The sequence below is a fragment of the Paramesorhizobium salinisoli genome, assembly GCF_003335045.1.
In the GTDB taxonomy this organism is placed as follows: domain Bacteria; phylum Pseudomonadota; class Alphaproteobacteria; order Rhizobiales; family Rhizobiaceae; genus Paramesorhizobium; species Paramesorhizobium salinisoli.
The window spans coordinates 17,924-30,184 of the sequence record NZ_QOZG01000010.1 but is presented as its reverse complement, the minus strand read 5'-3'; the positions used below and the strand labels follow the sequence as shown (position 1 = coordinate 30,184).

Annotated in this window: 11 protein-coding genes and 1 pseudogene; 6 read left to right on the top strand and 6 right to left on the bottom strand. The window is 58.4% G+C overall.

All coding sequences use genetic code 11. The features are described 5' to 3' along the window. Nucleotides 1-139 precede the first annotated feature (139 nt). Nucleotides 140-364 (top strand): HAMP domain-containing histidine kinase, encoded by a 225-nt coding sequence (locus DUT91_RS27530; RefSeq protein ID WP_114442306.1) that lies wholly within the window; start codon nucleotides 140-142, stop codon nucleotides 362-364. Between the two features lie 37 nt (nucleotides 365-401). On the opposite strand, the gene DUT91_RS20215 is transcribed toward DUT91_RS27530, so the two are convergent. The 5 genes from DUT91_RS20215 to DUT91_RS20195 form a co-directional block, all read right to left on the bottom strand. Beyond that, on the bottom strand, nucleotides 402-1,853 hold the full coding sequence (locus DUT91_RS20215; RefSeq protein ID WP_245419836.1) for an NAD(P)H-dependent oxidoreductase: 1,452 nt from the start codon (nucleotides 1,851-1,853) through the stop codon (nucleotides 402-404). A gap of 42 nt (nucleotides 1,854-1,895) precedes the next feature. Continuing rightward, nucleotides 1,896-3,419 carry a tripartite tricarboxylate transporter permease gene (locus tag DUT91_RS20210; protein WP_114442305.1) on the bottom strand — a complete coding sequence of 508 codons (1,524 nt, stop codon included), beginning with the start codon at nucleotides 3,417-3,419 and terminating at the stop codon, nucleotides 1,896-1,898. 30 nt (nucleotides 3,420-3,449) lie between these two features. Continuing rightward, nucleotides 3,450-3,950, bottom strand: coding sequence for a tripartite tricarboxylate transporter TctB family protein (locus DUT91_RS20205; RefSeq protein WP_114442304.1), 501 nt, complete (start codon nucleotides 3,948-3,950; stop codon nucleotides 3,450-3,452). A gap of 59 nt (nucleotides 3,951-4,009) precedes the next feature. Further along, nucleotides 4,010-4,990 (bottom strand): Bug family tripartite tricarboxylate transporter substrate binding protein, encoded by a 981-nt coding sequence (locus DUT91_RS20200; RefSeq protein WP_114442303.1) that lies wholly within the window; start codon nucleotides 4,988-4,990, stop codon nucleotides 4,010-4,012. Between the two features lie 73 nt (nucleotides 4,991-5,063). Then, nucleotides 5,064-6,116, bottom strand: coding sequence for a 4-hydroxythreonine-4-phosphate dehydrogenase PdxA (locus DUT91_RS20195; RefSeq protein WP_114442302.1), 1,053 nt, complete (start codon nucleotides 6,114-6,116; stop codon nucleotides 5,064-5,066). Nucleotides 6,117-6,293: 177 nt separating this feature from the next. Here DUT91_RS20195 and DUT91_RS20190 point away from each other — a divergent pair, with 177 nt between their 5' ends. The 3 genes from DUT91_RS20190 (at nucleotide 6,294) to DUT91_RS25570 (ending at nucleotide 7,826) form a co-directional block, all read left to right on the top strand. After that, nucleotides 6,294-6,977 (top strand): GntR family transcriptional regulator, encoded by a 684-nt coding sequence (locus tag DUT91_RS20190; RefSeq protein ID WP_114442301.1) that lies wholly within the window; start codon nucleotides 6,294-6,296, stop codon nucleotides 6,975-6,977. Between the two features lie 295 nt (nucleotides 6,978-7,272). Beyond that, nucleotides 7,273-7,554: a hypothetical protein gene (locus DUT91_RS20185; RefSeq protein ID WP_114442300.1), complete on the top strand. Its 282-nt coding sequence runs from the start codon at nucleotides 7,273-7,275 to the stop codon at nucleotides 7,552-7,554. Between the two features lie 110 nt (nucleotides 7,555-7,664). Further along, the gene (locus DUT91_RS25570) at nucleotides 7,665-7,826 is read left to right on the top strand and encodes an IS3 family transposase (protein ID WP_147272220.1); all 162 of its coding nucleotides are present in this window, start codon (nucleotides 7,665-7,667) and stop codon (nucleotides 7,824-7,826) included. 73 nt (nucleotides 7,827-7,899) lie between these two features. Here DUT91_RS25570 and DUT91_RS20180 read toward each other — a convergent pair. After that, a pseudogene (locus tag DUT91_RS20180) lies at nucleotides 7,900-8,360 on the bottom strand (ATP-binding protein); the annotation flags it as partial. Nucleotides 8,361-9,526: 1,166 nt separating this feature from the next. Between DUT91_RS20180 and DUT91_RS20170 the strand changes: the two are divergent. Continuing rightward, on the top strand, nucleotides 9,527-11,068 hold the full coding sequence (locus DUT91_RS20170) for an efflux transporter outer membrane subunit (RefSeq protein WP_342634466.1): 1,542 nt from the start codon (nucleotides 9,527-9,529) through the stop codon (nucleotides 11,066-11,068). Next, nucleotides 11,065-12,261 carry an efflux RND transporter periplasmic adaptor subunit gene (locus tag DUT91_RS20165; RefSeq protein ID WP_114442298.1) on the top strand — a complete coding sequence of 399 codons (1,197 nt, stop codon included), beginning with the start codon at nucleotides 11,065-11,067 and terminating at the stop codon, nucleotides 12,259-12,261. The genes DUT91_RS20170 and DUT91_RS20165 overlap by 4 nt, the downstream gene beginning before the upstream one ends.

Here is a 12,261-nt window from a genome sequence, read left to right as displayed (position 1 = left end):
CGGCCCCGTCTCACCGACTGTTGCGCCATACCTTCCCTCGACCGACTCCGTCTCCGACGGCCTCTAGCCCGCCTTGGCTTACGCCGCAGCTGCGACCGGAACTCTATAATCCTCTTGCTTCAGCAGCAGCGCTCAGACGATCTCCCGCGGCGAACTGACCATTTCGGTCGGAAATCACGGACAGCCCATACCCAAGGATGTGCACGATCGTCTGTTTCAGCCTTTCTTTCGTGCTGGAGTTTCCTCAGGAAACCGCTTGGGCTTGGACTATACATCGCGTCGGAAATTGCCCGCAGCCATGAGGGGCACATCGAAGTGGGGTCCGACCAGGACGAAACAAGGTTCATCTTCAAGATACCGCTAGGCTCATGAAGACACCGCAGCAATCTCCGACAAAGTTGTTACCATGATTTTAATGCGGAAAGTTGGATACGGGCTTCATCTCTTTGGAGCGAACTCTGCGGGGTTTCATGCGCGGGCCCGAAGAAGAGCGTATCCTGGCGCCGACGCAAATCGAGGAGGCGCGAAGCCTCTGTCGCAATATCGCCCAAACGGATCGCGCTGCCGGCTTTCACGGTGCGGATCAGCCGCCGGTTGGCGACGAGATAAAATGGCGCCGGCCGCTCCGCATCCAGCGGCGCTCCTGGAATGAGCGCCGACGAGACATTCTCGATAGCATGATGATGGCCGATGGCCGTCAACCATGTCCCGGCAGCAAGATCGGCATCGGCAATGGCAACGAGATCGAAGCGCGGACGGGGACGCGATGATCCGCTTGAGATACCCTTGAGCCCCGCTTCGAGCACACTTGTAGCCGCTTCCAGACCCAGGAGATGACGTGGCAGATAGACCATGGCCGTCGTGCCGCTGCGGCTGACGATGTGCCCTTTGTCAGCGAGCAACGCCCAGCTTGCCGCATCGCGGCAGCGAATAACGACGAAGACACCCCCTGCAAAGCTGACCTCGCCGGGAAGACGCAGGCAATGGAAGACATCCATCCGCCGCTCGCCTTGAAGCAGCCCGCCATCCTCCCGCGTCGAAAACAAGGTCGGCACCTCCGCTATCCTTGCGATGGGACAATGAAGCTCCGGTCGGTCAGGGGCAAGATCGAGAGAATGGGCCGCGACGGCGAGTTCGCAGAGATCAGGCACCGCGCGTTGCGGCAGCTTCATAGCCACTGTCGCCCGAGCCGCGACGAGCTCCCCAACGTCACGCTCGCCAAGATCGAGATGGGAAGCGAAACCGGCGGCGTCGATGACGACGCCATTGCTCGTCAGTGTTCCGCTCGCCGGATCAAAGACGAAATCATATTCGCTCGACTTGCCGGCGCAAATGATCTCGAAACCGAGAACTTCAGCCCAGGTAACGAGGCCGATCAACAGGCTCGGCTGATCTCCATCGACAGGCGTGACCACCTTTCCCTTCTTGGCGGCCAGCATGGCGAGCCCCGGTCCGACGACGCTGTCCACTTCTTTGGAAACAAGGGCGACATGCTTGCCTGCCTCTATTGCGAGTTCGGCATGGCGGGCGCCGGCTTCCGGATGGCCCGTCGCCTCAACCAGCACATCGAACGGCAGGTCGACGACATGGGCGAGAGAACCGGCGGCAATGATGGCGCCTTCGGCCCAGGCACGCTCCGCCTCCTCCTGACTTTGGCACTCGACAATGGTCTCGGCCCCCAAGGTTTTCAGGGCCGCCGCCGCCGTAGCACTGTCAATGTCGACCGCGATGCGTACATTCATCAGGGGAACGCGCAATCCTTGCGCCAGGAAGCTGCGGCCGAATCCGCCGGTGCCGACAATGCACGCCTCGATAGGCCGGCTCGCGCCGGCATAATAGTCGTGGAAGTTCATGGAATCGGTCCCTTCGAATAAAGACGGAAGACAGTGCAGACGTCAGACCTTGGCCTGATGCCCGGCCGTATGGCGGCGCAAACCACGCAGGCCGGCAGCCTTGGCGATCAGCGGCCAGATAAGCATCAAGACCCCAAGCGCCATGATTCCTGAGACGAGCGGGTTCGACCAGAAAATGGTCAGCGATCCATTCGACATCAGCATCGACTGGCGAAACGCATCTTCGGCCTTGTCGCCGAGAACCATGGCGAGGACCAGCGGAGCGATCGGATAATCCAGCGTCTTGAAGAGATAACCGAGTATGCCGAAGCCGAGCACCAACCACATGTCGAACGTCGAATTGGCCACCTGATAGGCACCGGAAAAGATGATTGCGACGATCACCGGTCCGACGATCGAAAATGGCACCCGCAGGATCGAGGCGTAGAGCGGAACGGTGGCGAGCACCAGAAGCACCGCGACGACATTGCCAAGATACATCGACGCGATGAGCCCCCAGACGAAGTCCGGCCTGTCGATGAAAAGCATGGGCCCCGGCGTCAGTCCCCAGATCATCAGCCCGCCCATCATCACTGCGGCGGTCGCCGAACCGGGAACGCCGAGGGCCAGCATCGGCAACAGCGCCGATGTGCCGGCTGAATGGTCTGCCGTCTCGGGCGAGACGATGCCGCGCGGATCGCCCTTGCCGAACTTCGATTTATCCTTGGCAAACCGTCGGGCGAGGCCATAGCTCATGAAGGATGCGGCGGTCGGGCCGGCGGGCGTGATGCCCATCCAGATGCCGATAAGCGTCGATCGGAGGATCGCCCAGCCATAGCGCGGCATCTCCTTCAATGTCTTCAGCACGTCGATGGGTCTGACGCGCGCCTTGATGCCGTCAAAGCGCAGTCCCTCCTCCGTCGTCAGCAGCAATTCGCCAATTCCGAAGAGGCCCATGACGGCAACGAGGAAGGAAATGCCCTTGATCAGATCGGGAATGCCGAATGTAAGACGCAAGCTCCCCGAGATCGTGTCCATGCCGACCGTGGCGAAGGCGAAGCCCAGCATCATCGTAACCAGCGTCTTGGCAGGCGCGTTGTCGCTCATGCCGATGAAACTGCCGAAGGCGAGGAAATAGACCGCGAAGAATTCAGGCGAGGAGAACTGCAGCGCAAACCGCGCCACCCAACCTGAAAGCAGCGTGATCATGACGACGCCTGCGAGCGCCCCGATGCCGGCTGACATGAAGGCAAGCGTCAGCGCCCGCGTGGCCTGGCCGTTCTTGGCCATCGGATAGCCGTCGAATGTCGTCGCGACCGAAGAAGGCTCACCGGGAATGTTGAAGAGGATCGAGGTGGTCGATCCGCCGAAGAGCGCCCCCCAATACATGCAGGACAGAAGAATGATGGCGGAGATAGGTTCCATCGTGAAGGTGAGCGGCAGGAGAAGCGAAACACCGTTCGGTGCCCCGAGACCAGGCAGCACGCCGACCAGGATGCCCAGCATGACCCCGATCATCATGATCATGAGGTGATGCGCGGTGAGGACGGTGGCGAAACCGTCCATCAGATAGCCGAAATTGCCCATTGCATGTTCCTCCCAAGCGCCGACGTCTGATCAATAGATGCCGAGCCAACCCTCGATCGGTCCTTTCAGCAGCGGAACCTGAAAGCCGATCTCGAACACGAGGTAGAAGAGGCCGGTGACCGCCAGTGCCGCCAGGGCGGCGATCCACCAGCGGTAGCCCCCCTGCCACATCATGGCGCCGCAGATGTAGAGAGCCGTGCCCACATAGAGGCCAAGCAGCAGCGAGATGACCATGAAGGCGACGAGCGGCAGAAAGAACCCCAGAACCGACCGGGCCTTCTCCATTGTGAGAAAGACCTCACCCTCATGCCGATAAAAGAACAGGCTGCGCAGCAGCGTCACCAGACTGCCGAGGATGATCAGAACGCCGACGTAAAAAGGAAAATAACCCGCCTCCGGCCCCATCTCGCTCCAACCGATGCCGCTTCGCCACGAACCATAGCAGATGGCGAGACCGGCGCCGGCGGTCAAAAGCGCCGTGACCATTTCCATTGTCTTACGCGACAGGAATTGTTTCTCGAGTTCAGCCATGCTCGCCTCCCACGCCTGCAAGGATGGGGAGCGCCCCGTGGGGCGTTCCCTGGATGGGCTTACTTGACCAGCCAGCCTTCGCGTTTAAGCACCTTGAGAACGGTTTCCCGGTCTTTGGCCTGATAGGCCGTGAATTCGTCGCCCGTCATGAATTGCGAGGTCTGCGACGTCTTCGCAACATAATCCGCCCATTCCGGCGTTTCGGAAACCTTCTTCAGCACGTCACGATAGAAGACGACGACGTCCTCCTCGACGCCGGCCGGCAGCCAGACCGTGCGCGGCATGCGATAGCTGTCGATCGCCAGACCCGCTTCGGCACAGGTCGGAATATCGTGCCATCCTTTGCCGTCATGCACAGGCGCGCTCTGCGGAAAGCGGTCCGGCCGGAAAACGCAGAGCGGCTTCACCATGCCGGCCTGCCACTGACCGCGGTTTTCGTTCGGATTGTTTACATTGGCGTCGATATGGCCGCCGGCGAGTTGCACGCCCGCCTCACCGCCGCCCTTGAACGGGATATAGCGGAACTCAGCTCCCGTTACCTCGGCGATGGTCGAGACGAGGATCTGGTCCGTATCCTTCGACTGACTGCCGCCGAACTGGATCGCCTTCGGCTTGGCCTTCGCCGCCTCCACAAAAGATTTGACGTCGCCGAACTTGGATTGACCGTTCACCCAGATCAGGAATTCGTCGAGGGCAAGCGTGGCGACGGGTGTGAGATCTTCCGGCGCGTAGGGAACAGCCGCGACGCTCGGCAGGAGATATTCATTGTTCGTGCCGAATGTCAGCTTGTAGGGATCGCCCTTGTAGCCAGCGGCGTAAACGAAGCCCTCCGCTCCGCTGCCGCCGCCCTTGTTGGTGACGACCACGGGCGCATCGATCAGCTTGTGCTTGGCGATGATCGACTGCACGGTGCGTGCAAAATTATCGGTACCGCCGCCCGGACCTGATGTCACGACGAACTCGACGGGTCGCGTCGGCTCGAAGGCAAATGCCGGGACGGTTGTTATGGCAAGCAGCGCCAGGGTAATCTGTTTTAGCATATCGTTCCTCCCATTTATCGGACCGCCCGCCACAAGCTCCTACCCGGCGGTACTGTCCTGCTTCGTCAATCGGTTATTCGGCCGCCTCTCTTAATGCGGCCTGGCGTCTGGCCATCTTGGCAGCCAGGAGGACGGCTTCGCGCGATGCGCCCACATCAGCGATGCCACAACCGGCGATGTCATAAGCCGTGCCATGGGCGGGGGTGCAGAGCGGGAAGGGCAAGCCCCCCATCATCGTCACGCCCTTGTCGAAGCCCATCATCTTCATCGCGATCTGACCTTGATCGTGATACATCGTCAACACAGCGTGAAAACCTTCCTTCAGCGCGCGCAGGAATACGGTGTCGGCCGGAAACGGTCCATCGATGGCATATCCCGCCGCTTTAGCCCGCTCCACAGCAGGCTCGATGACTTCGATCTCCTCCATGCCAAAGCTGCCGCCATCGCCGGCATGCGGGTTGAGCCCCGCGACCGCAATCCTCGGATGGTCGATGCCCGCAAGTCGCAGGCATGCGGCGGTCAGTTCGACCTCCGCCAAGATGGCTTGCTCGCTGATATGGGCCGAAACCGCCGACAGCGGGATATGCGAAGTCACCCGCGCATTCCAGACCTGCTCGAGCACGTTGAACTCGCGCATCCTGCCCTTGAAGGAGAGCACATCGGAAACAAAACGGATCTCGTCGTCATAGCCTGGATAGGCGTAGCGCATCGCCTTCTTGTTGAAAGGCGTGAAGCAGACGCCATCGACGCGGCCTTTGTCGGCAAGATGTAGGGCGAAGCGGAAATTCTCGGTCGCGAACTTGCCGCCGGCCAGCGTTGCCTCGCCACGCGTGACGTCTGCGGGATCGAGATGACAGAGATCGATGAAGATGGGGCGATCGGCCGCCTCGGTGGAGAAATCCTCCGGCGCGCGGTAATCGAGATCAAGCGATATTCCCGCGATTGCCGCGCCCTCATCTAGAACCCGGCGGTCGCCGATGACGACGAAATGCGCGGCGCTGCGAAGCTCGGGCAAGGCGAGTATGCGTGCGGTCAGTTCTGGGCTGATGCCAGCGGGATCGCCCATGGCAAGAGCCAGGACCGGACGGCTTACCCGTGCCTCGACACCCGTTTCGCTTGTGGCCATGAAAGCTCCTCCTCTACCATTTGAAACCTATAGCCCTAATTTCTTACATGCAAGCATTTTGTATACAGTATAAAAAATAATACATGGAGGCCATATCATTTTGCCGTTCCGGATGCGAAAATGATTATGATTGGCCGGCAGGCTGATCAGGGCTGGTGAGGCGAGCGGGAGAAAAAGATGGCTTCGGAAGTGATCGAACAGGCTGGGCGGCGTACGGTCACAGCGATTTCGCGTCAGTCGCTGCATGGCGAAATCGTCAACCGCCTGCGCGACATGATCATTGAGGGCGACCTGCAGCCTGGTCAGCGTATCTATGAAAACCAGGTGGGTGAAGAACTGGGCGTTTCGCGGACGCCGCTGCGTGAGGCTTTGAAGTTCCTCGCCAGCGAAGGGCTTGTCGAACTGGTGCCGAGCCGCGGCGCCGTGGTCAAGCGCTTTTCGCCAAAGGATGTCGAGGACATGCTGATCGTGATCCGCTCGATGGAGATGCTGGCAGCGCGTCTCGCCTGCACCAAGGCGAGCGACGAGGACATAGCGCGGTTGCGCGTGCTGCACGATTCCATGGTGCGCCATTACAAGGCAGGCGAACGGCTTGAATATTATAAGCTCAACCAGCAGATCCACACCGGTATCGTAGCTCTTGCCGACAACGCACCTCTGGCTGAAGTGCACGGCCTTTTGCAATCACGTGTTAAACGTATCCGGTTCATCGGCCATGAGGGACCGGAGCGGTGGGCGGACGCCGTCGCCGAGCATGAACGGATCATCGCGGCTCTCGAAGCTCGTGATGCCGAAACACTGGCTCGCGAGTTGGATACCCATCTTGAAAATGGCTGGGAGCGGGTGAAATCAGTCGTCTGACACAGCTTCGCTGAAAACCATATCCGTTGGCAACGGCTGATTTTCTTCCCATCATGGTTTACCTCGAAAGAGCTATCGGCTCGATCTTGACCAGCAAGAACGGTGCGATAGCTCGAGATCGCTCATGATGGCGATGATCCTTGAAAATAGGTGACGCAGCCGTCGCCCAATAAAGATATCATGCAGATGATATCTAAGTAATTTTCGAGTTACTCTTTTTTTACTTCAATATTTCCTCATCAGAGTTTTGTGATACGTTTTCCATAGACAAATAAATTGCTTCCAAAGGGGAAAAATGTCTGATATTTCGATAACATACCTAACGCAAGACTTGGTCATCCAGGAAGGTGGCCTTGTCATTACCGGTACAGGGCCAGCGGGGAAGCCAGTCCACGTAACGTTGAAAGAATATGGCACAATCAAAGAAAAATGGAACGTAGCTATCTCCCCTAATGGCACGTGGAGCACACCTGAAACAGCGGTTATGCCGGGAACCTGGAACGTCGATGCGCTCTTGATCGCTGATCTACCAATCGCATTCAAGAAGGCTCATGTCGCATTCCACATGGGGATCTAATCCTCCGCGACAGCACTCCAAACCTAAATCTTGGCCCCGACAGCATCACCTGCTCCGGGGCTTTTTCTTTACACCAAGGCGCAGGCGGAGAGCTTCATGAGGACCCTTGAGTGGAGGACATCTATACTGCCGGTTACGAGACCTTCGCAGACGTGGCCGAACGCTTGCCCAGGTTCATCGAGGAGATCTACAATGCCAGGCGGCTGCACTCAGCCCTTGGCTACAGATCGCCAACAGAATTTGAAACCCAACTCGCCCAGCAGGCGGCTTAGTTTGAAGCGTCTCGCTGGTCCAGCCCGAGGGGGGCACTCCACTTTTAGATATGTTTCGGGTCTGGTGTAGAGGTCAAGTTCCTGTTTTTCTCCTTCGCGTTTTCGGTTCGTGAGCTGAGCTATTCTTGAAGCGGAAGCTGTCGTTTCCGGTTTCGAGGATGTGGCAATGGTGGGTAAGCCGGTCGAGCAGCGCCGTGGGCATCTTGGCATCGCCAAAGACGCTCGCCCATTCGCTGAAGCTCAGGTTGGTGGTGATGACGACACTTGTGCGCTCTTAGAGCTTGCTTAGCAGATGGAAGAGCAACGCGCCGCCTGATGCACTGAACGGCACGTAGCCTAGCTCGTCGAGGATGACGAGATCTGAATGAACGAGCCGGTTGGCGATCTGCCCGGACCTTCCTGTGCCTTCTCCTGCTCCAGCGCATTGACCAGCTCGACAGTCGAGAAGAACCGGACGCGCTTGTGATGATGCTCGATGGCCTGGACGCCAGGGTGGTCAAGCGGTATCATCATCGTCCCGCCACGCCCTATCAGCGGCTGCTTGACGATGCACGCACGCCGGAGGATACGCGCCTTCGCCCCAAGGCGATGTACCTGACGCTCGATCCGGTTCGGCTGCCGCCGACGGCGAGGCATTGCCGCTCGAAGACTTTCTGTCCGGGTTGCGGATTGCGTGGCGAGGTGGGAAGTGAACCCGACCGCCCGCCCCCAAGCCGGCGGTCAAGCGAGAGCGGCGCAGACCCGATCCTCTCCTTGCTGTCACTGCCGAGCTTGAGGAATGGTTCGAGGCAGAGCCTTGGCGAAGTCACGAGAGTTGCTTGAACGCTTGCAGGTCAAATATCCCGGCGTGTATCCTGACGGCCTCATTCGAACCGTGCAGCGTCGAATGAAGATCTGGCACAGTACGCAAGCTAATGCGTTGGGGTTCGGGCCATTCGCCGATGCCGCGCGGACGGAAATTGTAGAGGTCGTGCAGTGAGATCATCCCCGAACCAGGATCGGCAGAGGCTAAATCTCGGGAACAATCAGTGAGGCAATCGAGAACATCCGAGTGAGGCAACGGCATTGTTCTTTGGGAACACTCTTGGGCGAGGCAATACGCCGTCTCATCCTGATCGTCGTGCTATACGGCGCGATTGAATTTGAGGGCCGCTTCGCCTTTTTTGAGTCTGGCTTGTCACAGCCGGCGCAGCGCAGAGCGTGAAAATGTCTTTCGCAGGCTGGCGATTGTTTGCAGTGAAAAATAGGGGGGACATCATCCCTGTTTTTCAGCTCACATTTCCTTAATTATCATATGAAGCCAACAGGAGCTGTTGGCGGCTGTATCATCAGCATCTGGTGACGGTCTATGCGAGCGGCTTCGCTTATAAAAGCGTTGCCATTGTAATAGGTATATTAAGAGATCTTAGATCTCTGGCCAATATCAGATGATGCAGCAATCGCATCCGTTAACGGCGTCAGCTCCCAATTTGTAATACCGGAGTAAGTAATGGAAGAACTCTATTTGGGCGGGGCGGCGCAACATCGGTTGCTTTTATGATGAGCCTTGCTAGTTCTAGAATGTCTGTAACCCCCCTGAACCGCCCGCGAATAGTACTAATATCAGGTAGCACGCGGCCTGGCCCTGGGTTGCGCCCAACTCGTCATGTCACCTTCACGAGCCGATGAGGAGCGAAGCGCCCCCCCGCGCCGGTTCATCGTTGCCTTCGCTCGCCTGTCTCTTAACGCGTGATGCTTCACCGGTATTTCAGAACCTATCTTTGACAAAATTTCTGTCCCGCCTGGCAGTCCTCACGGCCGTTCTGTTCTTGACGACGGCATGCATGGTCGTTGGTCCCGATTATCAGAAACCTGTGGTGCTGACGCCGCCCAAATGGAATAGTAAAACTAGTACCGAGGCTCCGCGTCTTGGCGGCTGGTGGAAGAATCTCCACGATCCTGTACTGGATCAATTGATCGCCGATGGCATTGGTGCGAGTCCCGATGTCGCAACGGCGAAGGCAAAGGTACGGCAAGCGAGGGCCAATTATGCTTCCGCAGGGGGCGCCCTCTATCCGTCGCTGGACGGCAGTGGAAGCTATACGCGTTCCGATAGTGGTTCCACGAATGCATCCAGCCAGTCGAGCTTGGGCTTTAAGACCCAGTGGGAGTTCGATCTGTTCGGCGCCAATTATCGGGGTGTTGAAACCGCCTATTACAATATGGAGGCGGCGAATGAACATCTTCGCGGGGCGCTCGTCATACTGATCGGCGACATCGCGACGAATTATGTGCAGTTGCGTGGTGTGCAAGCAAATATCGCCATTGCGCAGCGTAACGCGGCATCGCAGCGCCAGACAGTCGCGCTGACGCGCAGCCAGCTTCAGGCCGGTCATATATCGGAGGTGAATCTTCTCGGTGCTGAAACGCAGGCGGCATCCACGGAAGCTCAGATACCCGGTCTGCGGATCAACTATGCGACTTACCTCAATAAGCTTTCCGTTCTGACGGGCCGCTCTTCGTCTACGCTTGCGGCGACGCTCGACAAAACCCGCCCCATCCCCTCCGTCCCGCGCAAGGTCTCGTCGGGCGTGCCTGCCGATCTGCTCTTGTGCAGGCCGGATATTCGCGCAGCCGAACGTGAATCTGCGAGCTCGACGGCCAGCATTGGACAGAAACAGGCAGACCTTTATCCCAGGATTTCGCTGAGCGGCGACATCAATACGGGCGGCGCGAAGATCGGGGATCTGGCAAGGCTGTCGACGATCGGATGGAGTTTCGGTCCAAGCCTCAGCGTGCCAGTTTTCAACAACGGCAAGCTGAATGCCGAGGTTGAAGCAGCCAGGGCGGCCCGCGATCAGTCATTCATCGCCTATCGCAAGGCCGTTCTGACGGCGCTGAGCGAGGTCGAAAGTGCCAGCGTATCGCTCAATCAGAACCGCTTGCGCGTCACGCAACAGCAGCGGATCGTGAGCAACAGCCGCAATATCAATGAACTGACTCTCGATCAGTACAGGGCTGGCACGAAGAGTTTTATCGATGTGCTGACCGCGCAAAGAGACCTCCTCAGCGCGGAAACTAGCCTTGCCCAGACCAGGACGGACCTCGTCCTCAGTTACATTGATTTGCAGAAAGCTCTCGGCGGCGGTTGGAATGGTCGCATCGAAGTCGGCAAACCGGAAGTTGCCGACGGCTACACCGGGCCGCATTTCGTAAAACGAGCTATACCGGCCCCGCCGGTGGCAGATACGAGGCCGTCATGAAATCCAGGTTGAAGCGTTACCGCTGGCGTCTTTGGCTCATCGTTCTGACGGTGCTGCTGATCGGAGCCCTTTTGATTGTTCGCCACTGGGCACAGGAGGCGCCGCTTCCGAGCACGACGACCATACGGCGTGGCGACATAGAAAGCTCGGTGCTCGCGACAGGGACCCTGAGGCCGAAAAGGCTTGTCGCCATCGGCGCGCAGGCGACGGGCCGAATCCTATCCCTCAAGGTGAAGCCCGGACAGAAGATCAAGGCGGGTGACGTCGTGGCCCTCATCGACTCGGTCAATCAGCAAAACGAGCTTAACAAGATGCAAGCGACCTTGCGGCAAAACGAGGCCAGTCGCGATGAGAACATAGCGAATCTGGAACTTGCAAAGCAGGACCTTGCCCGCAATCAGATGATGATCGGCAACAACGCCGTCGCCAGATCCGAATATGAAAAAACGGCCGCCACGCTGAAGGTAAGGCGGGCACAGCTTGCCAACAGCGAGGCACTGATCGCCGCCTCAAAGGTCGATGTGCAGATTGCCGAAACCAACCTCACCTATACGCGCATTACGGCTCCCATTGATGGAACCGTCCTTGCCACGGTGGTTCAGGAAGGTCAGACGGTCAACGCACAACAAAGCGCGCCCACGATCGCAATCCTGGGGCAACTGGATGAAATGACCGTGGAGGCGGACATTTCCGAGGCGGATATCACGCAGGTGCATGAAGGTTTACCGCTCTACTTCATTATCTCGGGCCAGACCTCCAAGCCCTACGAAGCGAGGCTTGAAAAAATCCAGCCTGCGCCGGATTCCATCGTCAATGACAAGAGCTTCAGTTCCGGCAGTGGTGCTTCTCAAGCGAACGGGAGGACGCCTTCGGCCTCGGCTGTCTACTACAAGGGGATATTCAGTGTTCCGAACCCCGACGGGTTGCTCAGAACCTATATGACGACCGAAGTTCATATCATTCTCGCCAAGGCCACGAACCTGCTTCTGGCTCCGGTATCCGCGCTGAAAGCATCGGATGCGCCCGACAAGGCCACCGTTCGCATCGTCACAGGTAACGGCACCATAGAGGAAAGGACGGTCGAGACCGGCATCACCGATAAGATCAATATCGAAATCCGTTCGGGCTTGAAGGAGGGCGACAAGATTGTAACCGACAATCAAACGCCCGCTCCGGCCGCCACTGATGTGTGA